Source organism: Rhodococcus sp. JG-3 (genome assembly GCF_000482405.1).
Classification (GTDB): Bacteria; Actinomycetota; Actinomycetes; order Mycobacteriales; family Mycobacteriaceae; genus Rhodococcoides; species Rhodococcoides fascians.
Genome location: NZ_KI519398.1, coordinates 2929068 through 2951272, shown reverse-complemented (window position 1 = coordinate 2951272; position 22205 = coordinate 2929068). Strand labels below are relative to the sequence as shown.

At 65.8% G+C, this 22205-nt stretch carries 18 protein-coding genes and 1 riboswitch; of the genes, 6 read left to right on the top strand and 12 right to left on the bottom strand.

What is annotated here, in order from left to right; translation table 11 throughout:
- Window positions 1-75: 75 nt before the first annotated feature.
- Window positions 76-1827, bottom strand: coding sequence for a proline--tRNA ligase (locus K414_RS0115365; RefSeq protein WP_027496739.1), 1752 nt, complete (start codon window positions 1825-1827; stop codon window positions 76-78).
- A 70-nt stretch (window positions 1828-1897) separates the two neighbouring features.
- Between K414_RS0115365 and yaaA the strand changes: the two genes are divergently transcribed.
- The 4 genes from yaaA to mgtE all read left to right on the top strand — a co-directional run bounded on the left by yaaA (window position 1898) and on the right by mgtE (window position 6204).
- Window positions 1898-2641 (top strand): peroxide stress protein YaaA, encoded by a 744-nt coding sequence (yaaA, locus tag K414_RS0115360; protein ID WP_027496738.1) that lies wholly within the window; start codon window positions 1898-1900, stop codon window positions 2639-2641.
- The gene (locus tag K414_RS0115355) at window positions 2638-3849 is read left to right on the top strand and encodes a DUF2786 domain-containing protein (RefSeq protein WP_027496737.1); all 1212 of its coding nucleotides are present in this window, start codon (window positions 2638-2640) and stop codon (window positions 3847-3849) included. The genes yaaA and K414_RS0115355 overlap by 4 nt, the downstream gene beginning before the upstream one ends.
- Before the next feature lie 64 nt (window positions 3850-3913).
- Window positions 3914-4813, top strand: coding sequence for a nuclear transport factor 2 family protein (locus K414_RS0115350; protein WP_027496736.1), 900 nt, complete (start codon window positions 3914-3916; stop codon window positions 4811-4813).
- A gap of 44 nt (window positions 4814-4857) precedes the next feature.
- Window positions 4858-6204: a magnesium transporter gene (gene mgtE / locus K414_RS0115345; RefSeq protein WP_051365126.1), complete on the top strand. Its 1347-nt coding sequence runs from the start codon at window positions 4858-4860 to the stop codon at window positions 6202-6204.
- Window positions 6205-6217: 13 nt separating this feature from the next.
- On the opposite strand, the gene K414_RS0115340 is transcribed toward mgtE, so the two are convergent.
- The 10 genes from K414_RS0115340 to mqo form a co-directional block, all read right to left on the bottom strand.
- A complete protein-coding gene (locus K414_RS0115340; RefSeq protein ID WP_027496734.1) occupies window positions 6218-7705 on the bottom strand; it encodes an MFS transporter in 1488 nt (495 codons plus the stop codon).
- A gap of 7 nt (window positions 7706-7712) precedes the next feature.
- The gene (cobA, locus tag K414_RS0115335; RefSeq protein ID WP_048318323.1) at window positions 7713-8993 is read right to left on the bottom strand and encodes a uroporphyrinogen-III C-methyltransferase; all 1281 of its coding nucleotides are present in this window, start codon (window positions 8991-8993) and stop codon (window positions 7713-7715) included.
- Window positions 8960-10642, bottom strand: a complete 1683-nt coding sequence (locus K414_RS0115330) for an ATP-binding cassette domain-containing protein (protein ID WP_027496732.1) — start codon at window positions 10640-10642, stop codon at window positions 8960-8962. Before K414_RS0115330 ends, cobA begins: the two co-directional genes overlap by 34 nt.
- Window positions 10643-10714: 72 nt before the next feature.
- Window positions 10715-12382, bottom strand: a complete 1668-nt coding sequence (locus tag K414_RS0115325; RefSeq protein ID WP_027496731.1) for an alkaline phosphatase D family protein — start codon at window positions 12380-12382, stop codon at window positions 10715-10717.
- A 37-nt stretch (window positions 12383-12419) separates the two neighbouring features.
- Window positions 12420-12809 carry a cobalamin biosynthesis protein gene (locus K414_RS27115; protein WP_051365125.1) on the bottom strand — a complete coding sequence of 130 codons (390 nt, stop codon included), beginning with the start codon at window positions 12807-12809 and terminating at the stop codon, window positions 12420-12422.
- Window positions 12800-14194 (bottom strand): cobyrinate a,c-diamide synthase, encoded by a 1395-nt coding sequence (locus K414_RS0115315; RefSeq protein ID WP_027496730.1) that lies wholly within the window; start codon window positions 14192-14194, stop codon window positions 12800-12802. Before K414_RS0115315 ends, K414_RS27115 begins: the two co-directional genes overlap by 10 nt.
- Window positions 14188-14808, bottom strand: coding sequence for a cob(I)yrinic acid a,c-diamide adenosyltransferase (cobO, locus tag K414_RS0115310; RefSeq protein ID WP_027496729.1), 621 nt, complete (start codon window positions 14806-14808; stop codon window positions 14188-14190). The genes K414_RS0115315 and cobO overlap by 7 nt, the downstream gene beginning before the upstream one ends.
- 11 nt (window positions 14809-14819) lie before the next feature.
- Window positions 14820-16763 (bottom strand): magnesium chelatase subunit D family protein, encoded by a 1944-nt coding sequence (locus tag K414_RS0115305; protein WP_081371342.1) that lies wholly within the window; start codon window positions 16761-16763, stop codon window positions 14820-14822.
- 39 nt (window positions 16764-16802) lie between these two features.
- Window positions 16803-16938: riboswitch (cobalamin riboswitch) on the bottom strand.
- Window positions 16939-16989: 51 nt separating this feature from the next.
- Window positions 16990-17466, bottom strand: a complete 477-nt coding sequence (locus K414_RS0115300) for a GNAT family N-acetyltransferase (protein ID WP_027496727.1) — start codon at window positions 17464-17466, stop codon at window positions 16990-16992.
- An 11-nt stretch (window positions 17467-17477) separates the two neighbouring features.
- Window positions 17478-18998, bottom strand: coding sequence for a malate dehydrogenase (quinone) (gene mqo / locus K414_RS0115295; protein ID WP_027496726.1), 1521 nt, complete (start codon window positions 18996-18998; stop codon window positions 17478-17480).
- A gap of 191 nt (window positions 18999-19189) precedes the next feature.
- Between mqo and K414_RS0115290 the strand changes: the two genes are divergently transcribed.
- Both K414_RS0115290 and mtr read left to right on the top strand, forming a co-directional pair.
- The gene (locus K414_RS0115290; protein ID WP_027496725.1) at window positions 19190-20230 is read left to right on the top strand and encodes an alpha/beta hydrolase; all 1041 of its coding nucleotides are present in this window, start codon (window positions 19190-19192) and stop codon (window positions 20228-20230) included.
- Window positions 20227-21612: a mycothione reductase gene (mtr, locus tag K414_RS0115285; RefSeq protein ID WP_027496724.1), complete on the top strand. Its 1386-nt coding sequence runs from the start codon at window positions 20227-20229 to the stop codon at window positions 21610-21612. Before K414_RS0115290 ends, mtr begins: the two co-directional genes overlap by 4 nt.
- Before the next feature lie 7 nt (window positions 21613-21619).
- On the opposite strand, the gene K414_RS0115280 is transcribed toward mtr, so the two are convergent.
- Entirely contained in the window at window positions 21620-22186 is a 567-nt protein-coding gene (locus K414_RS0115280) for a hypothetical protein (RefSeq protein ID WP_027496723.1), read from the bottom strand.
- Window positions 22187-22205 lie beyond the last annotated feature (19 nt).

Genomic DNA, 22205 nt, shown 5'->3' with positions numbered 1-22205 from the left:
TCGTGTGACCCGAAGCTACCAGCGAGTAGACCGGCGCGTGGGGAGATCGAGCGTGGAGAGATCGGGGACGGACTGTTACGCGGTGGTGCGCACCGCGGCGACGATCTCGTCGACCGCGGAATCGATGTCGAGTTCCCGGCTCTCACCCGAGAATCGGTCCCGGATTTCGACCTTGCCATCGGCCCAACCGCGGCCGAGGACGACGACGAGCGGTACGCCGATCAGTTCGGAGTCCTTGAACTTCACGCCGGGCGAGGCCTTGCGGTCGTCGAAGAGAACCTCGATGCCCTGCGAATCGAGTTGCGTCGCAATGGATTCTGCGCCGGCGCGCGCGGCCTCGTCCTTGTTCGCGATCACCAGATGTACGTCGGCGGGTGCTACCTCCGAGGGCCACCGAAGGCCCTTGTCGTCGTGCATCTGCTCGGCGATGACGGCCACCAGACGGGAGACACCGACGCCGTAGGACCCCTGTACGAGTCGCACGGGCTTGCCGGTCTCGCCGAGTACGTCGACCGAGAATGCATCGGTGTACTTGTAGCCCAACTGGAAGATGTGCCCGATCTCGATTCCGCGAGCGCTGACCAGCGGCCCCTGTCCGTCGGGTGACATGTCCCCGTCACGCACCTCGGCGGCCTCGATGGTGCCGTCGGGAACGAAGTCGCGGCCGGCCACGAGGTTCACCACGTGCTTGCCCTGCACATCGGCACCGGTGATCCACGATGTTCCGTTCACCACCCGAGGGTCGACGAGGTAGCGAACTCCGTTGGCCTGCAGCGCACGTGGCCCGATGTATCCCTTGATCAGAAACGGGTGAGCAGCAAAATCCGCGTCGGTCAGCAATGCGAATTCGGCAGGCTCGAGCGATGCTTCGAGGCGCTTCTCGTCCACCTCACGGTCACCGGGCAGGCCGATGGCCAGCAGCTCCCACTCGCCACCGGCGGACCGCACCTTGAGCAGGATGTTCTTGAGCGTGTCGGCACCGGTGACGGTACGACCCAGATCTGCGCCGTTCGCCCACTCGACCAGCGTCGCGATGGTGGGAGTATCGCCCGTCTCGTAGTCGACCGCGGCAGGCTGCCCCTCGATGGCGATGGGGTCCGGTGCCGGGGTCGTGACGGCCTCGACGTTGGCCGCGTATCCCGATTCGATGCACCGAACGTAGGTGTCCTCGCCGATGTCGCTCTCGGCCAGGAATTCCTCGGACGCACTTCCGCCCATCGCGCCGGACGTCGCGGCGACGATGACGTAGCTGACCCCGAGCCTGGCGAAGATGCGCTGGTAAGCGTCGCGGTGTGCGGCGTAGGACCGCTTCAGTCCGTCCTCGTCCATGTCGAAGGAGTAGGAATCTTTCATGACGAACTCGCGTCCGCGCAGAATCCCGGCGCGAGGACGCTCTTCGTCGCGATACTTGGTCTGAATTTGGTACAGCGTGACCGGCAGGTCCTTGTAGGAGTTGTATTCGGCCTTGACCGTCAACGCGAACAACTCTTCGTGGGTCGGACCGAGCAGCATGTCGTTGCCCTTGCGATCCTGCAACCGGAACAATGCGTCCCCGTATTCGGTCCACCGGTTCGTCGTCTCGTACGGCTCACGCGGCAGCAGGGCGGGCAGCGAAATTTCCTGTGCCCCGATGGCGTTCATTTCCTCACGCACGACGCGTTCGACCTGTCGCAGCACCCGGAGACCCAGCGGCAGCCACGAGTAGACGCCCGGCGCGATACGACGAACGTAGCCGGCGCGAACCAACAGCTTGTGGCTGTCGACCTCGGCGTCGGCCGGGTCGTCGCGAAGGGTACGAAGGAACAGCTGCGAAAGACGGGTGATCACGGGTTGTCAGACTAGTCGGTGGTGCAGCGCCTGCGGATAGGCGGCCGCGAAGTGAGTAGCCTTGACCCCCGTGCTGATTCTGCTGCCTCCCTCCGAGACGAAGTCCGACGGCGGTTCCGGAGCACCTCTCGATCTGGACCGGTTGTCGTTGCCGTCCCTGCTTCCGCTCCGCCGAACGCTTGCCGACGCCCTGGTCCGGCTCTCCGACGACGTCGACGCGTCCATCACCGCTCTCGGTCTCGGTCCGACCCAGGTGGACGAGATCGAACGAAACGCTCGCCTGTTCGCCTCGCCCACCACTCCGGCCCTGCGCCGGTACACAGGAGTGCTGTACGACGCTCTCGGGGCGTCGACCTTCACCCGTGCCGGACGCGCGCGTGCGGATGCCAGGCTGTGGATCGGGTCGGCACTGTTCGGGGCCGTTCGCGCGTCCGACCCGATTCCGTCCTATCGACTCTCCGGCGGGTCGTCCATTCCGAACTTCGGGACGTTGCGAGCGCACTGGAAGCCTCGACTGTCCGAGGCCCTTCTCACCGAGGCCGAGGGAATCGTCGTCGACCTCCGGTCCGGCACCTATCAACAGCTCGGGCCCATCCCCGGGGCGATCACGGCAACGGTGCTCACCGAGAAGCCCGACGGCAGTCGTTCGGTGGTGAGCCACTTCAACAAGCATCACAAGGGATTGCTCGCACGCGCGCTGACCCTGACCACGGCCGAGCCCAAAGATGTGAAAGCTGTTGCGCGCGTGGCGTCGAAAGCTGGTCTTCGAGTCGAAGTGGCGTCGGACACCGAACTGATCGTGCTCACCGAATGAGCGCCGTTCCGGAACTGCTGCGACAAGGAGCCGACGCATCCGTCGGCAAGAACAAGAGTCAACGCATCGCCGACGACATCGCCGATCGTCTGGTCTCGATGCAAGCGAACGAACTCGGCACGCTGGCACTGACCAACATGGTCGGCACGCTGTACGAGAACGGTTGGCAACCACTGGATCTGATGCATGTGGTCCGGCGTCAGCACACGGTGGCCGTGACGAATCTCGCTGCCGCGGCGCTGCTGCACCATGCCGATCTCATCGAAGCGGACTCCCGCGCCCCGCACGATTGGGTCGATCAGATGTCGGCGATCTGCGAACAGTTCCCGACGGTCGCAGCCCGAGTGGACGCCACTCCCGACTTCCTCACGGCGTACCTCGTGGCGTCCGGCAAGTCCGACTACATCGCCGCCAGCGATCAGTGGCTCGACGTGCTCACGCTGCTCGGCCAGTGGCAAACCCTCCCCCGTTGGCCGCAACTGGGTGCCAAGCCTTCGCAGTGGCCCCGCACACGCTCGTCGGTGCCGACGACCACCGGCTCGGATTCACCGAACAGCAAGATGCTGGCCAAGATTCGCGGTCTGCTGGCCAAGGCCGATGCCACCGATTTCGCGGAGGAAGCCGAGACGCTGACCGCCAAGGCGCAGGAGTTGATGACGCGATACTCGATCGACACGCTGCTGTTGGCCGAGGGTCATCTCGACGTTCGCGGTCGACGGGTGCACATCGACGGTCCGCACGCACCCGCCAAAGCCCAGCTCTTGCACGTCGCCGGTACTGCCAACCGGGTCAAGACGATCTGGGACGCGGAGTACGCCGTTGCGACGCTGGTGGGCGCGCCGGTAGACGTGGAACAGGCCGAGCTCGTCTTCACCTCGTTGCTGGTGCAGGCAACCCGAGCTCTCGGCCACTCGCCCGAAGCCAAGAAGCGAAAGAAGGCCGGCTCGGCCGCATTCGGCAAGGCGTTCCTCTACGCCTACGCCATCCGAATCGGAGATCGTCTCACCGATGCCGACGCGCATGCCCTCGACGAGGCGAGACAGGAATCGGGCGACCTGCTGCCGATTCTCGCGGCACAGACCGTTGCCGTGGAAGCGGAGTTCGACCGCCTCTTTCCCACCGCCAAGCCGATGCGCGGCCCGCGCCTCGATGCCGAAGGATGGGATTCGGGACGAGCCGCGGCCGACCGAGCCGATCTGTCCCGCTGAAACATTCCACGAGGTTCGTCGACCGATTCGGGAACTGTTGTAGCTTCAAGTCAGTTGAGCAGACATGAACCGAACACGCGCAGCTGCTCGACTCACCGTGCCCGTTCTGGTCGCACTGTCCGCCATCGCGGCGTGCGGTACGTCGCCCTCCACCCCGGAGCCGAACGACGTCTCCGTCGCCGCGCAGTCGCCCGACGACCGCTCCGACAGCGTCACCGAATCACGCAACGAAGAAGCAGCGCTGACGCTCTTCGAATCTGCATTCACGGCCGAAGAACCCGCCGCCGCCGCGTCGGTCGTGGCGGAGAACGCCGTCGATCGACCTGGACCAGCGGTGGGGCCCGACGCGATCGTCGCCCGATTCGAGGCCACCCGGACACGGATTCCCGGTGCACGAGCCGTCGTCAAGCATGTCGCGGCCGATGGCAGATGGGTCGCAGTGCACTGGCAGGCCACCGCTGATCCGGAATCCGAGACCACCGGTGAAGCGAACATCGACCTCTTCGCCTTCGACGGCGGCAAGGTCACCGAGCACTGGGCCATGACGCAATCCGTGCCGGCGACGTCGATGAGCGGCAACACCATGTTCAGTGACCTCTACCGCTACCCGACCGCGCCCACCGAGCCGACCGAGGACGAGGAAGAGCGCCGACGCATGTCGGTGACGGCTACCTACGACGCGCTCTTCCGCGAACACGACGCGTCCGTGCTCGCGACCGACTTCGCCCCGTCCTACCTGCAACACAATCCGATTGCGGGCAACGGCACCGCGGCACTGCAACAGTTCTTCGCCGGCGGCGCGCAGTTCCCTGCCTCGGAATCGGTCGTCTCGCTGGCCGACGGCGATCTGGTGTGGACGTTCGCGAAAGCGCCGGGCGCAGCAGAATCCGACCCCTTCGTCGCGGGAGACATCTTCCGGTTCGACGGCGCCATCGTCGAGCACTGGGACGTCGTTCCGGAGTAGCGACCGCTGTCGGTCGATGACCGCCGGCAAGGCAAAATGGACCGGTGCCCGAGACTCTCGACGACATCGTGACCAGGACATCGGAACTACTGGCCGAGCGCGACGTGGCCGCGTTGTCGACCCTGATGGCGGGTCTGTCCACGACGAACGCGGTCAGAATGCTCGAACGGGTCGACTCGGCGCAGCGGGCGGTTCTGTTTCGACTGTTGCCCAAGGACGAGGCCGTGGTCGTGTTCGAGCGTTTCGACGCGACCATTCGCAGCGAGCTGTTCGAAAGTTTGCGTAGCGACGACGTCATCGCCCTGTTCGAGAACCTCGACCCCGACGACCGAGTGGAACTGCTCGACGAGCTGCCCTCCAACATCGCGCATCGCATGATGCTCGGCCTATCGCCCGCACAACGGGCGCTCACTGCACCGATGCTGGGCTACGACCGCGGGTCGGTCGGCCGTCGAATGAGTCCGGAGTACGTGCGCCTACGCAACGACACGACGGCAGCCGAGGCTCTCGACGCGGTACGAAGGACCGGTCCCGACGCAGAATCGGTGTACCTGCTGCCCATCACCGACGACCGTCGTACGTTGCTCGGTGTGGTGACGCTCGCCGATCTCGCGACGGCGGATTCGACCACGCCGGTGGGAGAGCTCCATTCGTCGCATCCGGTGGTGCGGGCGGACTCGTCGGCGGAGGTCGCGGCACGTCTGTGTTTCGAGCATCGCAGTCCGGCGGTGGTGGTGGTCGACTCCGAACAGCGCCTGATCGGCATCCTCACCCTCGAGCAGTCCTCTCGCATTCTCGAGGAGGCCGAGGACGAGGACGCAGCCAGGGCGGGCGGTGCGGAACCGCTGCGTCGGCCGTACCTGTCGACGCCGGTCCTGTCCATCGTTCGTTCGCGCGTGGTCTGGCTGCTCGTGTTGGCGTTGTCGGCCATCCTCACCGTGCAGGTGCTCGAGATCTTCGAGCACGCACTGGCCGCGGTGGTGACCCTCGCGCTGTTCATTCCCCTGCTCACCGGCACTGGCGGAAACACCGGTTCGCAGGCCGCGACCACGGTGACCCGCGCGCTCGCCCTGGGTGACGTCCGCCCGCGCGACATCGCCGCTGTGCTGTTTCGCGAGGTCCGCGTCGGCGCGACGATGGGAGCGATGCTCGGAACGTTGGGGTTCGTCATTGCCGGACTCGTCTACGACTGGCACCTGGGCCTGGTCATCGGCACGACGCTGCTGTCGATATGCACGCTCGCCGCGACGGTCGGCGGTGCGATGCCGCTGATCGCCAAGAAGATCGGCGTCGACCCCGCGGTGTTCTCGACGCCCTTCATCTCGACCTTCTGCGATGCGACCGGCCTGATCGTCTACTTCCTCATCGCCAAGGCCGTACTGGGAGTCTGATCGGCCCCGCTCGTCAGCCCTTCTGGGCGTCTTCCTGCGCGGCCTGCGCCTGGGCCACCTGCTGCGGGGTGAATCGGATGAACAGTGCGGCGATGCCGGCGATCACGGCGCAGACCGCGCAACAGAACAGCGCGAACATGTAGCCCGAGCTCAATGCATCGAGTTGGCTCTCGTTCATCAATGTCGCCGGCCCGGATATCCCGCCCAGCGAGAGAGTGCGCGAGGTGACCAGCGCACCGATGACAGCCAAGGCCAACGGGCCACCGAGGGTTTGAGCAACCAGGGAAATCGCGGTCAACGGCCCGATTTCGGTGGGGCTCACCCCGGCGATGGCGCACAGCGGGAGCGGCACCACCGTCAGGCCCACACCGAAGCCGATGCCGATGACAGGAAAGAACAGTCCGGGGAAGTACGACGAGTCCGCGTTCATCGTGGTGACCGACACCATGAGCCAGCCGACCATGATGACGGCACCGCTCAGAATCAACCAGCGCGGAGCGATCCGGGCCACCAATTGCGAAGCCAGGAAGGCCGCGGCACCGAGCCCGAAAGCGAAAGGCACGAACGCCAGACCGGCTTGCAGAGGGCTGTAGCCCAGAATGTCCTGGACGAACAGGGCCACGTATGCGGCAAGGCTGAACATGACTCCACCGGCGAAGAAGATGGCCACGAAAGTCGCGACTCGATCCCAGTTTTCGAACAACGAGAAGGGCAGCAGCGGATTTGCTGCGCGCCGCTCGACCAGCAGGAACAGTCCTAGGAATATCAGTCCGGCGATCAGAGACACGATGACGATCGGACTGGTCCAGCCCAGTTCGGTGCCTTCACTCATCGCCAGCACCACACCGGTGCACCCCAGTGTTCCGAGAATGGCACCCGGCACGTCCAGGGCCAACCGCGTAGCCGCGGTTTCCTTCAAAGCAACCAGTGCCAGGCCGATGATGACCACACCGAGTGGAACGTTGATCAGGAAGATCCACCGCCACGACACTTCGGTCAGAGCGCCGCCAAGTATGAGCCCGACAATGGATCCGATACCGGTCATGGCTGCGAAAATGGCAATGGCCTGATTGCGTACCGGCCCGGGCGCGAAGGTGGTCGCCACCAAAGCGAATGCCGTGGGCGACGCCACCGCGGCACCGACCCCCTGCAGTGCCCTCGCCGCAACGAGCGTGGCTTCGTTGACTGCCAGTCCGCACAGCAACGAGGCGATCGTGAACAGGACGACGCCGGCGAGGAACATCTTCTTTCGCCCGAAGGCGTCGCCGAGCCTGCCGCCGAGCAACATCAGCCCACCGAAGGCCAACGCGTAGGAGGTCAACACCCAGTTGCGCCCGGCGTCGGACAGACCCAGATCGGCCTGCAGCGGAGCCAAGGCCAGGTTGGCGACGGTGCCGTCGAGAACCACCATCAGTTGCAGCCCGCTCAGGACGATGATCGCCATCCCGAACGCTCGAGTCGTCACCGGGTACTTGATCTCGGTGGCGGAGGTGTTGGGCATCGATGACTCAGGCACGAGCGTTCACGTTACCGGCGTGTACAGAGAACCCGGCCACGGTGCCGATGACGACGATCGCCGGCGGCCTAATTTCGGCCTCGCGGACCGCGTCGGCGACGGTGCTCAACGTGGCCCGAACTTCACGTTGGGTGCGCATGGTGCCCTCCTGAACGACGATGACGGGGGTGTCCGACGGGCGGCCGCCCGCCACGAGTACATCGGCGAACAGCCCGATGCGCTCGACGGCCATCAGCAACACGATTGTGCCCTTGAGCTTGGCCAACGCGTCCCAGTCGACCAGAGAATCGGGATGATCGGGGGCCACGTGACCGCTCACGACGACGAATTCGTGGGTGACGGCGCGATGCGTCACCGGGATTCCGGCCGAGGACGGAACCGAGATCGCGCTGGTGATGCCCGGTACCACCGTGACCGGAATGCCCTCGGCGGCCAGCGCTTCGAGTTCCTCGTAACCGCGACCGAAGACGTACGGGTCACCGCCCTTGAGCCGAACCACGAACTTGCCGGCCTTGGCACCGTCGATCAGCGCCTGGTTGATGGCTTCCTGCGCCATTGCCCGGCCGTACGGAATCTTCGAGGCGTCGATGACCTCGACGTGTGGTCCGAGTTCGGCGAGCAACTCGGGTGGAGCCAGCCGATCGGCCACCACGACGTCCGCGTATGCCAGCAGTCTGCGGCCCCGGACGGTGATCAGATCCGGGTCGCCCGGACCGCCGCCCACGAGCGCGACACCGGTCAGCGGCGCGTGCGCCGAGTCGGCCACGACGCCGGACTGCAGCGCTTCGACGACGGCATTGCGCACGGCGGCCGATCGGCGATGTTCGCCGCCTGCCAGCACTCCCAGCGTGAGGCCGTCCCATTCGGCCGACGCCGGAGTGACGGCTGTGCCGTCCTTGGCGATGTCGGCACGGACACAGAAAATCTTGGACGCGGTCGCTTCCGCAACAATGGCGATATTGGTCTCGGCCTCGTCGGTGCAGGCGATGGCGTACCAGGCGTCGGCCAGATCGCCGTGGCGGTAATCGCGCAGTTCGAGCGTCACCTGCCCTGCTGTCGCCATTGCCTCCACGGCCGGAGTGGCCTCGCGGGTGACCACGTGGACCACTGCTCCGGACGAGATCAACAGCGGTAGTCGACGCTGTGCGACGGTGCCGCCACCGACCACGACGACGCGCCGCCCTTCGAGATTCAGGCCGACCAGATAGGGAGAGTCAGTCGCGTTCACGAGAGGAAACGCTACCGCGCGCGCTGGACTCGCTTCTCGTCCCATACGGGCTCGGCTGCTTCGTAAACCTGCCCGGTGGCACCGAACACCAGGAATCGATCGAAACTGCGGGCGAACCACCGGTCGTGTGTCACCGCGATCACGGTGCCCTCGAATGCCGCGATGGCGTCTTCGAGCGCATCGGCCGACATCAGGTCGAGGTTGTCGGTCGGCTCGTCGAGCAGCAGCAGCGTGGCGCCGGAGAGCTCGAGCAGAAGAATTTGCACACGTGCCTGCTGCCCGCCCGACAGGTTGTCGTAGGACTGTTCGGCCGCGCGGGCCAGACCGTATCGGTCCAACGCTCGGCCGGCAGCCTCACGGCCCATGCCGTCCCGGTGCTCGTTGCCCATGTGAAGGATCTCGAGCAGCGTGTTGCCGGCAAGATCCGGACGCGTGTGCGTCTGCGCAAACAGACCGGGCCGTACCCGGGCCCCGAGTACCGCTGTCCCGGTGTGCGGAACGGGCGCGAGTGCGAGTTCCTGGACCGGCTCGTGCTCCTTCTCGGGATCGGTGCCGCCGTTGGCGAGCAGACGCAGGAAGTGCGATTTGCCCGAGCCGTTGGAACCCAATACCGCCACGCGATCGCCGTACCAGATCTCGGTGTCGAACGGTTTCATCAGGCCGGTCAGTTCCAGGGCCGTGCACACGAGCGCGCGCTTGGCCGTTCGACCACCGCGCAACCGGACGGTGACGTGCTGCTTGAGCGGCACGGCCTCGGGCGGTCCGGCCTCCTCGAATTTGGCCAGTCGCGTTTGCGATGCGTGGTAGCGGGCGGCGACGCCGTCGTTGAACTTCGCCTTCTCGCGCAGACGCAACACCAGCGCGCGCAGTTTGACCAATTCCTCGTCCCACCGCCTGCGCAGTTCGTCGAGTCGCACGTTCCGGTCTTCCCGCGCTGCGTGATACGTCGCGAACCCACCGCCGTGCACCCACGCGGTGGCCCCGCTCACTCCCGGCTCCAGGGTCACGATCCGGTTGGCAGCGTTGGCGATGAGCTCCCGGTCGTGGCTGATGAACAGGACGGATTTGTCGGAGTCGCGAATGGTCGCTTCGAGCCAACGTTTGCCGGGCACGTCGAGGTAGTTGTCCGGCTCGTCGAGCAGCAGCAGATCGTCGGTGCCGGCGAACAACGACTCGAGCACGAGCCGCTTCTGCTCACCGCCACTGAGCGTCGAAGCCGCGCGCCACTTCGCGCGATCGAACGGCATACCGAGCGCAGCCGTGGTCACCTTGTCCCAGAACGGTTCCAGGTCGTAGCCGCCCACGTCGCCCCAATCGGACAGGGCCTGCGCGTACTTCATCTGGGTCTTCTCGTCGTCGACCTCGATCATCGTGTTCTCGGCGGCGTCGAGCGCAGCAGCTGCGGACCGCACGGCTGGGGACGCGACCGACAGCAACAGGTCACGCACCGTCGAGTCGTCTCGCAGTTGCCCGACGAACTGCCGCATCACCCCGAGCGAACCGGAGCTCGACACCGCGCCCTCGTCGGGAGCCTCGTCGCCCGCCACGATGCGCGTCAACGTCGTCTTACCGGTTCCGTTGGGCCCGATCAGTGCGGTCTTGGCACCGTCGCCCACCCGGAAGCCAACGCCGTTGAGCAGCTGCCGTCCGTCGGGCAGGAAGTACACGATGTCGTTGAGTTCGAGATGGGCCACAACGAACCAGCCAACCCCATTAGCCCCTCGATGGCCAATCGTTTTCACCCGAGCATGGCGGGGATGCCTGCTCTAGGCGAGCGCCAGGCTGGACGTTCGTGTCAGGACCTGCTTCCCGGCGTCGTCGACGTGGGCATGGTGGACCTGCAGTCGCGCCGAGTCGCCGTGCAGGGTCAGCAGCATGACCCCGTTGTCGAACCACGGGCCCGCCTCGGCCTGCCACTCGACACCCGACGGGCCCACGTGGGCGGCCCGCGCGAGCTTCGACAGGATCCTCGCCGCCGGGCGTTTGACGGCAAGTTTGTTGACCGCGCGGATCGGCAGATTCAGCGGATTGCGGAACGGAGACATCGTCAGCTGATACGTCGCAGGCACGTCGCGCCCGCCGACACCGAAGTCGGCGTTCGCGACGTACGAGCAGTGCACGTCTCCCGAGAGCCACATGATCGACGCGGGCTTGTCGTCACCGCGCGAGAGCTCACGCGTCAGGGCTGCCATGTCGTTGAACGAGTTGGTGAATGCGGCCCAGTGCTCGAGGTCGAGTCCGATTCGCATCTTTTCGGCCACCTTGGCCGACCTCGGCCCCCAACTCCCCTGTGCCACAGCCTCGTTCCACTGTTCTAGATGATGCAGTGCCGGCAGCATCAGGTACGGCAGTGACGATCCGAACAGCAGGTGTCGGGGCGTCGTCTCGAGTGCGCGCTCGCGGACCCACGCCCATTCCTTCTCGTCGACCATTTCGCGGTTGTCGGGGTCGAGATTTCGTGAGCAGCGTGAGTCGATCATGATCAGACGGGTGTCGCCGAAATCTCGATAGAAGCTCCACCGGCCGGTCTCGGGGGCTCGATCGACACGTAACGCGAAGTCGGCCAACAGTTTCTCGCGATCCGCATCGGTCTCGGCGGAGCGAACGGCGGCGTACATCTCGTCCCCCGCCAGTTCTTTCGGCGAGAGATTGCCCAGATGTTGATACACCCAGTACGACGAGTACGCCCCGATCACGCGGTCGTTCCACCACGGCCGGGTCTCGATGTCACGACGCCAGGAGGCCGACGAATTCCAGTCGTCGCGCAGATCGTGATCGTCGAGAATCATGCACGACGGGATGCTCGCCAACAGCGTCCGCACCGGCTCGAGTCCCCACGATTCCCGGTACAGCCACGAGTACTCCTCGAAGTCGCAGATCTCGTTCTCCGCGTCGGTGCCGATGGCACTGGTCGGTCCCTCTCCCGACTCCCGTCGCGCCTGCAGTCGTTCGACTATCTCGGGCGACGGGTCGTCGGCGTACACCTGGTCACCCAGAAGCAACAGGGCCTGGGGCCACTGGCCCGGATCCTGCTCGATGAGGGCAGATCCGAGCCCGGCGAGTGCATCGGCACCGATCGTCTTCAGAGACTTCGCGCTGTAATCGTCGCCGCGCCGACACGACCCGAACGCAAGCGTGACCGGCCCCGCTGCGTCCACGGTGTGGATGCTGGCTCGCTTGCCGTCCTCCGGCCACACCCTGTGCTCGTCGACGAACACCTCGTAGCTCACCGGCGCGTTGGCGGGCAGGCCCTCGAGTGGAACGAGCGCGAAGTGGTGACCGTGCACTCCCCACGTTCGTTCCGATGCTCGGACGCCGACATCGGTGACGACGGTGACGGTGCACGGGTGCGCCATCTCGAACCACAGGGTCGCGGTCTCGGTGCCGACATAACGAACGATCGGGCCGAGTAGAACCAGACTGTCGGAACTCATTCGACCCACAGTGCCCTCGTCGGCTCGCTTTCGCCAGTCAGTGCGGCGGATCCGCCGGTTCTTCGTCCGTCGCGGCCACCGCGACGACCACGGTGGCCCCGACTGCCTTCGAAACCAGCAGCCGCCGCGCCGAGCCGGCCAACAGAGCCGACGCTTCCGCGACGCTGGCAGTACCGACTGCGTCTCGCACCCGGTCCGACCCGGATTCGGTGACGACTGCAGACAGGTCCGACGCCGAGAACGTCGCTCCTCGAACACCCATTCTCGACGCGATCGCTGCCACCAGTTCTGCTTTTCGGTCGATCGATGCGATGCTCACCACCGACCAGTTCTCGTGCATCACCTCGGTGATCGCCCGCAGTACCTCGTCGGGTCCGACCCCGGCTCTGGCGCCGATTCCGATGACGACGCCGCGCCTCACACGCACGCGTAATCGTGTGCGGCAGCGACGAATCGAGTGATCGACTCGGGGTTTCCCGCCGCGTGTGTGTGCAGATACGACGCGTGGACACCACCCTGCACGAAACCCTCGCGGGCGGCGGTTCTGCCGTCGACCCCATGCTTGTGCCAACCCCACGCCGCCGGTGCGCTCTCTCGGACGTCCACCAGTTTCGTTCGGTGGAATTCGTGGCCGGTGACGCGACTACCCGCGTCGAACAGCGTCGACGATTCGAGGGCGACGGCATCGCGGTATCCGAGGGTGAGCGTGTTCCCGAATTCCGCGTCGACGTCGACCACTCCGGCCATGGCGTGGCCGTCCAATCTCCTTGCGAGATAGAGCAACCCGGCGCATTCGGCATGTATCGGCAATCCGCGGGCCGCCGCTGTCCTGATATCGGCGAGGAGCACTTCGTTCGCCGCGAGGGCGGCGGCATGCTCTTCCGGGAAGCCGCCGGGGAGCACCACTCCTGCTGTGCCCGAGGGTAATCCGTCGCGCAGCGGATCGAAGACCGCAACATCTGCGCCGGCGGCCCGAAGCAGTTCGACGTGCTCGGTGTAGCCGAAGGTGAACGCCGGGCCGCCGGCGACAGCGATCACCGGTGCGCCGCCGGACGGTCTGACCTCGAGCGCAGGGTTCCAGGCCGGGACTGGCACCGACGAACGCGCCAGAGCCTCGACCGCCTCGATGTCCACGAACTGTGCGACCAATGCACTCATCGCGTCGACCGCATCGGTAGCGGCACCGCCGTGCTCCACCGCGGTGATCAGCCCCAGATGCCGTGACGGAACGACCAATTCACTCATCCTCGGCAGGGAGCCCAGAACCGGAACACCCACTCGTTCGCAGGCCTGACGGAGCACCTGTTCGTGCCGATCACTGCCGACGCGGTTGAGAATCACACCGCCGATCCGCACACTCGAGTCGTAGGTGGAGAATCCGTGCAGCACGGCGGCGAGGGATTGACTGTGCCCGCGTGCGTCGACCACGAGCACCACCGGCGCGCCGAGCATGGCCGCCACTCGCGCGGTCGAGCCCTCGGCGGACGCCTCCCCCGGACCGGTCATGTCGATCTTGCCGTCGAACAGGCCCATGACGCCTTCGACCACCGCGATGTCGCAGCCGCTGCTGCCGTGCAGAAACAGTGGGCCGATGCGGTCGGCACCGACCATGACCGCGTCGAGATTTCGACCGGGCAGGCCCGCGGCGAGCGAGTGGTAACCGGGATCGATGTAGTCCGGGCCGACCTTGAACGGAGCGACCCGACGGCCGGCACCGCGCAGGGCACCCATCAGTCCGGTGGCGACCGTCGTCTTTCCGCTGCCCGACGCGGGTGCCGCGATCACCACGGCCGGACACGACCGGTTCACCATTCGATGCCCCGCTGCCCTTTGCGACCCGCATCCATCGGGTGCTTGACCTTGGTCATCTCGGTGACGAGGTCGGCGGCCGCGATCAACTCCGGCGGAGCGTCGCGGCCGGTGATGACGACATGTTGGTTGCCCGGCCGATGTGTCAGCACCTCGACCACCTCCGCGACGTCGACCCAGCCCCACTTGAGTGGATAGGTGAATTCGTCCAACACGTAGAAGCGATGGGATTGCTGCTCGATGCGCCGTGCGATCTCACGCCAGCCTTCGGCCGCGGCGTCGGCGTGGTCGACCTCGCTGCCCTTCTTGCGAGTCCACGACCACCCCTCCCCCATCTTGTGCCATTCGACAGCGCCTCCGATTCCGGTGCTCTCGTGCGCGTCGCCCAGAGCACGAAACGCCGCTTCCTCGCCCACCTTCCACTTCGCACTCTTGACGAACTGGAACACGCCGACGTCGAAACCCTGGTTCCAGGCCCGCAACGCCATTCCGAACGCAGCGGTCGATTTCCCTTTACCGGGACCGGTGTGGACGGCGAGCACCGGCAGATTGCGGCGCTGACGAGTCGTGAGGCCGTCCTCCGGAACGGTTCCCGGAGCAGGTACTCCCTGTGGCATCGCGTGTCCCCCTACGCCGCTGCGCGAACGACGGCGGTGACCTGCTCGGCCGACAGGTCCGCGAGCGCCACGTATCCGCCTCCGAGACAGCCGGCGAAGTCCGCGGCCAATCCCAGGCGCACCATGCCCGACTCGCAGTCGACGACGACCGACGCGATCTTGTCCGCCGCGATGCGGCCGGCGGCGATTCGCGCCCGACCGACGGGATCGGTGCCGCCCGTGGCACGCCCATCCGTCAGAGCGACCACCAACGCGCGCCGCAGCGGGTCTCGAACCTTCTCGCGCAGCACCAACTCTCGCGCGGTCAGGAATCCCTGCGCCAACGGAGACTTGCCCCCGGTCTTCATCTTTCGCAGCCGCGTCACAGCGACATCGACCGAGGACGTCGGCGGCAGTACTGTCTCGGCCTCGGTGCCGCGCACGGTGATGACCGCGACCTTGTCGCGCCGTTGATAGGCGTCACGGAGCAGTGAGAGCACCGCACCCGTCACCGCCGACAGTCGGTCTCGCGCAGCCATGGATCCCGACGCGTCGACGACGAAGACGATGAGGTTGCCCTCGCGCCCCTCCTTGACGGCTCCGCGCAGGTCCTCGGGCGCCAGTCGCAGCCGCCCGGACGTGCGCCCACGCACCACCTGCTGCTCGGCTGCCGCGAACAACGTACCGATCAGATGCAGACCCCGGCCCGGTTCGACGGTGGGACGAACCGACCGTCCGTACGAGGACCTCGACCGCGAGCGCCTACCCGGAGCACCTTCACCGACCCCGGGAAGCTCGATGAGCCGCGCCTTGAACTGCGCGCCCGGTGTTCCCGCCTGCCGATCGCTGCCCGCACCGGTCGGGGCCTTTTCCTGGCTGTCGGCCGGTTCCTGCGGCGTGTCGGATTCCGTACTCGACGGCGCGTCGGGAGTTTCGGCCGCGTCGGGCTTCGGTGCTCCTCCATCACCGTCGGGATCCGGCTCCGGCTCGGGATCGGGTTGCTGCTCGGCCTGTTCGGCGGCGTCGCGCATGGCGTCGTCGAGCTGCTTGTCGTCTATACCCGGCTCGTCGAAGGGGTCGCGTCGACGCCTGTGCGGTAGCGCCAATTCGGCCGCGACGCGCACGTCCTCCTCGGTCACCTCGCTCGCGCCTCGCCACGCGGCGTGGGCCGAGGCCGTACGCGCGACCACCAGGTCTGCGCGCATACCGTCGACGTCGAACGATGCGCACAGCGCGGCGATGCGCCGAAGTTCCTTGTCGCTCAACACCACATCATCGAGGATCGTGCGTGCAGCCACGATCTGCGCTGCAACGGCGGCGTCCTCGTCGACGTACGCTGCCGCGAACGCGTGGGGATCACGCTCGTAGTTCATACGCCTGCGCACGACATTCATGCGCACGTCCACATCACGCGACGCGGTGACCTCGACCGCCAGACCGAATCGGTCGAGCAACTGTGGCCGGAGCTCACCCTCCTCGGGATTCATCGTGCCCACGAGGACGAATTGTGCTGGGTGAGAATGCGATACGCCGTCTCGTTCGACGTGTACGCGACCCATCGCCGCCGCGTCGAGCAGGACGTCCACGAGGTGGTCGTGCAACAGGTTCACTTCGTCGACGTAGAGAACGCCGCGGTGTGCCGCTGCGAGCAGGCCGGGTTGGAATGCTCGTTCCCCGTCACGCAGTACCTTCTCGAGGTCGATGGACCCCACCACGCGGTCCTCGGTCGCTCCCACCGGAAGCTCGACCAGCTTGGCCGGGCGGGCACCATCCTCGTCCTCGACGGCAGGCAGCAGAGTTGCGAGCGCCCGAACCACCGTCGATTTCGCGGTCCCCTTCTCGCCGCGCACCAGCACACCGCCGATACCGGGGTGCACCGCGCACAGAATCAACGACAACCGCAGCTGATCCTGACCGACGATCGCACTGAACGGATACCCCGGTTCGGGGACACTGCTCTCTCGCTGCACAACCAATTCCCTTCGTGCTCGGAGTTCCGCGCCGAGCGTTCGGTGGACGACACGAAGCCGGGCGGCGATCTGGCTGACAGGAGAACACTCCTGAACACAGTGGCGGGACCGCGCCTGGTTCTCACAGGACTTCTCCGCACTCGACTTCGAACGGAACACTACCGCCGAACGAACGAATGCCACACACGCCTGGACGTGTGTGGCATTCGTAGCTTCGGATCCGAACGGGCTGTTACGCCTCGCTCCAGGCGGTGCCGCCACCGCGACGCATCGGAGTGTGCGGAATACCGTCCTCGAGTACTTCCTCGCCGTCGGGCAGGAAGCCGTGCTTGGCGTACATGTCGACGAGGTAGCTCTGCGCGTTGATCCGGCACGGTGCCGAACCGACCTCGGCCAGGGCGGCCCGCAGAATTCGCGTGGTGTGTCCCTGTCCCCTGGCCGAACGCTGGGTGCACAGGCGGCCGATACGGAACGCCTTCTCGCCGTCGTCGTGCTCTTCGAGCAGACGCAGTGTGCACACCACTTCACCGTCTCGTTCGAGCCAGAAGTGCCGCGTCTCGGTCAGCAGGTCGCGTCCGTCCAACTCCGGATAGGCGCAGGCCTGCTCGACCACGAACACCTCGACACGCAGCTTCAACAGGTCGTACAACGTGCTGTTGGACAGGTCTAGTGCCCACGATCGTTTGAGAGCTGCTGCTTGCGTATTCATACCTTTTGCTATCACACACCCGTGTGCTGTGCGAGCTCACGCGAACTTTCCAGCTCCAGCGTCTTCGAGGTCCAGGCCCAGACCTCGTCGAACAGCGAGCTGTTCTGAGCCAGTTTGACCCCCAGGGACGGGACCATTTCCTTGAGCTTGGGCTGCCACGCGTCGTATTTGTCTCCGAAGCACCGCTGCAGCACGTCCAGCATGGCCGGTACGGCAGTCGATGCGCCGGGAGAGGCACCGAGCAGGCCCGCGATGCTGCCGTCGGCAGCGTTGACCACAGCGGTACCGAACTCGAGAACGCCGCCGCGTCCCTTCTTGCGGATCACCTGCACACGCTGACCGGCCGTGACCAGCTCCCAGTCCTTGGCGACGACGGTCGGCGCGAACTCCCGCAGAGTCTCGACCCGATCGGCCTGCGACTGAGCCAACTCGCTCACCAGGTACTTCACGAGCCCGAGCTCGGTCACGCCGACGCCGAGCATCGACATCAGGTTGCCCGGCTTGACCGAGCCGGGCAGATCGGTGATCTTGCCCTGCTTGAGGAACTTCGGTGACCATCCCGCGTACGGTCCGAACAACAATCCCTGCTGGCCGTTGATGACGCGCGTGTCGAGGTGCGGCACCGACATCGGCGGTGCTCCCACCGAGGCCTTTCCGTACACCTTGGCCGAGTGCTGCTCGATCAGTTCGGGGTTGGTGCACCGCAGCCATTCGCCGCTGACGGGGAACCCGCCGAAGCCCTTGATCTCGGCAATGCCCGACTTCTGCAGCAGGTGCAGCGCGCCACCGCCCGCCCCGACGAACACGAACTTGGCGTTGACGGTCTTCTTGGCACCGGTGCGCTGGTTCGCCACCTTGACGTCCCACGTGCCGTCGGACTGCTTGGTGATGTTGCGCACATCGTGCCCGAAGTGCACGGTGCCACCCGCAGCGGACAGGTAGTTCAGCAGCTGCTTGGTGAGTGCACCGAAGTCGACGTCGGTGCCTTCCTGACTCCAGTTGAGCGCGACCGGATCGGAGAAGTCACGGCCACGAGCCATCAGCGGCAGTCGCGCGGTGAACTCGTCCTTGGAATCGATGTACTCCATGCCGGCGAACAGGGGGTTGCCGACGAGCGCCTCGTAGCGCGCCCGCAGGTACTTCACGTTGTCCTCGCCGTGCACGAAGCTCACGTGCGGGATCGGGTTGATGAAGTTCTTGGCGTCGGAGAGGACGCCGGTTTCGATGCCGTGGGCCCAGAACTGCCGCGAGACCTGGAACTGCTCGTTGACGTTGAGCGCCTTGGCGATATCGACGCTGCCGTCCTTGTTCTGCGGCGTGTAGTTGAGCTCGCAGAGCGCCGAATGCCCGGTGCCTGCGTTGTTCCACGCGTCGCTGCTCTCGGCCGCTGCGGCGTCGAGACGTTCGTAGACGTCGATCGACCAGTTCGGCTCGAGCTGACGGAGCAGCGCACCGAGGGTGGCGCTCATGATTCCGGCACCGACCAGAACGACGTCGGTCTTGATCCGCTTACCCTGCTCATCTGTGGACACTGGAGAATCGACTTCCTTGTCTGTAAAGGTCTCGGCCGGTGGCGGTATCGGTCCGAGAACTCTTCTGTAGAGGGTTACTCACCCGATGCGGTCAGGTTACTAGCTGGGCCTACCCCATCGGACACCACGTCAACCTGCTCTCGATTGTGCTCCTCGGACGCTGTCGGCGGCGCCCACTACAGTTGTGATCTGTGACTACCTGGGTTCCCGATGTCCTCGGCGACGGCTACGAACAGACGACCATCCCACTCGGAGACGATCCGGACGGCGAGGGCCAGGTCGAGGCCACTCTGGTGCGGTATCAACCGCCGGGTGTCGCCAACTTCGACCGCGCGGTGATCTATGTCCACGGATTCACCGACTACTTCTTCCAGCGACACATCGCCGAGCATTTCGCCGAGAAGGGATACGCGTTCTACGCGCTCGACCTGCGCAAGTGCGGACGATCGCGCCGTGAGGGCCAGACCGCACACTTCGTGACCGATCTGGCGATGTACGACGCCGAGCTGAACGAGGCGCTGAGCCTGGTCCGCGCCGAGCGCGCGGACGCGCCGGTGCTGCTGATGGCGCACTCCACCGGTGGCCTCGTGTTGCCGCTGTGGCTCAACCGTCTCAACCGTCAGGAGGGCGGCTCGTCCGGGTTGGGCCTGGCAGGCGTCGTCCTCAACAGCCCCTGGTTCGACCTGCAGGGCCCGCCGGCGATACGTAGCGTCGGTACCGCGGCGATCGACGTGATCGGCAGATTTCGGGCAAAGACGCCGGTCCCCGGGGGCGGCTTGGATACCTACGGCCTTTCCCTCGCGGCATCGGAGCAGGGCGAGTGGGATTACGACCTGGACTGGAAACCCCTCGCCGGCTTCCCCATCACCTTCGGCTGGATCCGTGCGGTCCGGCACGGGCATGCCGAGCTGCACCGCGGCCTCGATATCGGAATTCCGTCGTTGATCCTTCGCTCGAAGGTGACGCATTTCTCCCGCCGCTACAGCTCGGCCGTCGACGCGGCCGATGCCGTTCTCGATGTCCGGCAGATCGCCCGTTGGGCCGGCTGCCTGGGTGATCGAACCTCGATCGTCCCCATCGAGGGCGCACGCCACGACGTCTTCCTGTCCACCGAGGGCCCTCGCTCACGGGCCTTCGAGGAAATGGACGAATGGCTCGAGTGGTTGCACCGGGGAGAGAAGACCGACCACGCGTCGGGCAAGGACCACACCGAGATCGGACACATTTCATGACAGAACATTTCGACGTCGTCATCATCGGCTCGGGCTCGGGAAACTCGATCGTCGATCAGAGGTTCGACGACAAGAAGGTCGCCCTGATCGAGGAGAATGCGACGTTCGGCGGTACGTGCCTCAACGTCGGCTGCATCCCCACCAAGATGTACGTGTACGCGGCCGAGGTGGCTCGTACGGTGCGAGATTCCTCCAAGTACGGCATCGATGCGCACGTCGACACGGTCCGCTGGCCGGACATCGTCGAGCGGGTCTTCGGACGTATCGACCCCATCTCCGAGGGCGGCAAGCGATACCGCGCCGAGGGCAGCCCCAACGTCACGCTGTTCGAGGGTCACGCACGCTTCGTCGCCCCGCGCACCATCGACACCGGAACCGGTACGACCATCACGGCGGACCAGATCGTCATCGCGGCCGGCTCACGTCCCACCGTGCCGCAATCGATCGAAGATTCCGGTGTCACCTACCACACCAACAACGACGTCATGCGCCTACCGGCACTGCCCGAACACCTCGTGATCCTCGGATCCGGTTACATCGCAGCCGAATTCGCGCACGTGTTCTCCGCACTCGGATCGAAGGTATCGATCGTCGCCCGTAAGGATTCACTGCTGCGCGCGTTGGATGCCGATATCGCGAAACGATTCACCGAGCTCGCCCGGGCCAAGTGGGACGTTCACCTCGATTCCGGTGACACGCGCGGGATTTCCGAGGGCGGACTGCACGGCGTCGAACTTGCGGACGGCACCAAGGTCCTCGGAGACGCGTTCCTCGTGGCCGTCGGCCGGCAGCCCAACGGCGACCGACTGAATCTCGGTGCTGCTGGGATCGAGCTGGACGACGAGGGCCGCATCACGGTCGACGAGTTCGGCCGCACCACCGCCGAGGGCGTGTTCGCACTGGGCGACGTCTCCTCGCCGTATCAGCTCAAGCATGTGGCCAACCAGGAAGCGCGCGTCGTCCAGTACAACCTGTTGCAGGACGCCTGGCACGGCGACACGTCCGCGTTGCGTACCTACGATCACCGCTTCGTTCCCGCTGCCGTGTTCACCGATCCGCAGATCGCGGAGGTGGGTATGACCGAGGAACAGGCCCGAGACGCAGGGCTCGACATCACGGTGAAGGTCCAGAACTACGGCGACGTCGCCTTCGGCTGGGCGATGGAGGACAGCGAAGGGCTGTGCAAGATCATCGCCGAGAAGGGCACCGGCAAGATACTCGGGGCTCACATCATCGGAGCTCAGGCCCCGACTCTCATCCAGCCGCTCATCCAGGCGATGAGCTTCGGACTGTCCGCCCAGGACATGGCCCGTGGTCAGTACTGGATCCACCCAGGACTGCCCGAGGTGGTCGAGAACGCCCTCCTGGGCCTCGACCTGTAGGTTTCGATCACCAGGGGCTGGTGCGGAGCACGATCTCCGTGGCCAGCGCCGCCGGGGCGTCGGCCGCGACATGTTCGACGCCGTCGAGCGCGACGACCCGAAAGTCCGAGTAGACGAAGCGGCCGCTGTTGTCGGCGGACGGACGCATCTCGGAGTTGCCGATGACCAGGGTCGTCGGCAACTCGATTGCGGGGCAATCGGCGTCCCGCACGATGCCCCGATGGTCGGCGATCGCCGGGTGGCAACGATCCACGGCGATGAGGCTGGCAAACCGACCGAAAGTCTTCGCCGCCAGTCTCCAGGCCGATTCCGCACCGGCACCGCTCCCGACGAGGTGGACCCACGACAGCTTCAGCTCGTCCAGCAAGGCGAGAACAGCGTCGTCCCCCACTCCGTCGATGTCTTCCACCGCAACGGTTTTCAGATCCGAGTTGTGCAAGCGCTCGCTCACCGAGTCGTAGCCATCGACCGAATCGCCGATGTCCGGCAACAGGAGCACGGCGTGCCGACTGTCCGGTCCCGCTACTCGTACCGACACAGACCCGCCCGCAGCACTCACATGCGTGAACTCCATGGGGACGACGGTACTGCCT

Coding starts and splice junctions, on each gene's coding strand:
- K414_RS0115355 (WP_027496737.1), top strand. CDS start 2,638: ATGAGCGCCGTTCCGGAACTGCTGCGACAAGGAGCCGACGCATCCGTC.
- K414_RS0115350 (WP_027496736.1), top strand. CDS start 3,914: ATGAACCGAACACGCGCAGCTGCTCGACTCACCGTGCCCGTTCTGGTC.
- K414_RS0115340 (WP_027496734.1), bottom strand. CDS start 7,705: ATGCCCAACACCTCCGCCACCGAGATCAAGTACCCGGTGACGACTCGA.
- cobA (WP_048318323.1), bottom strand. CDS start 8,993: ATGGGACGAGAAGCGAGTCCAGCGCGCGCGGTAGCGTTTCCTCTCGTG.
- K414_RS0115325 (WP_027496731.1), bottom strand. CDS start 12,382: ATGAGTTCCGACAGTCTGGTTCTACTCGGCCCGATCGTTCGTTATGTC.
- K414_RS0115315 (WP_027496730.1), bottom strand. CDS start 14,194: ATGGTGAACCGGTCGTGTCCGGCCGTGGTGATCGCGGCACCCGCGTCG.
- cobO (WP_027496729.1), bottom strand. CDS start 14,808: ATGCCACAGGGAGTACCTGCTCCGGGAACCGTTCCGGAGGACGGCCTC.
- K414_RS0115300 (WP_027496727.1), bottom strand. CDS start 17,466: ATGAATACGCAAGCAGCAGCTCTCAAACGATCGTGGGCACTAGACCTG.
- mtr (WP_027496724.1), top strand. CDS start 20,227: ATGACAGAACATTTCGACGTCGTCATCATCGGCTCGGGCTCGGGAAAC.
- K414_RS0115280 (WP_027496723.1), bottom strand. CDS start 22,186: ATGGAGTTCACGCATGTGAGTGCTGCGGGCGGGTCTGTGTCGGTACGA.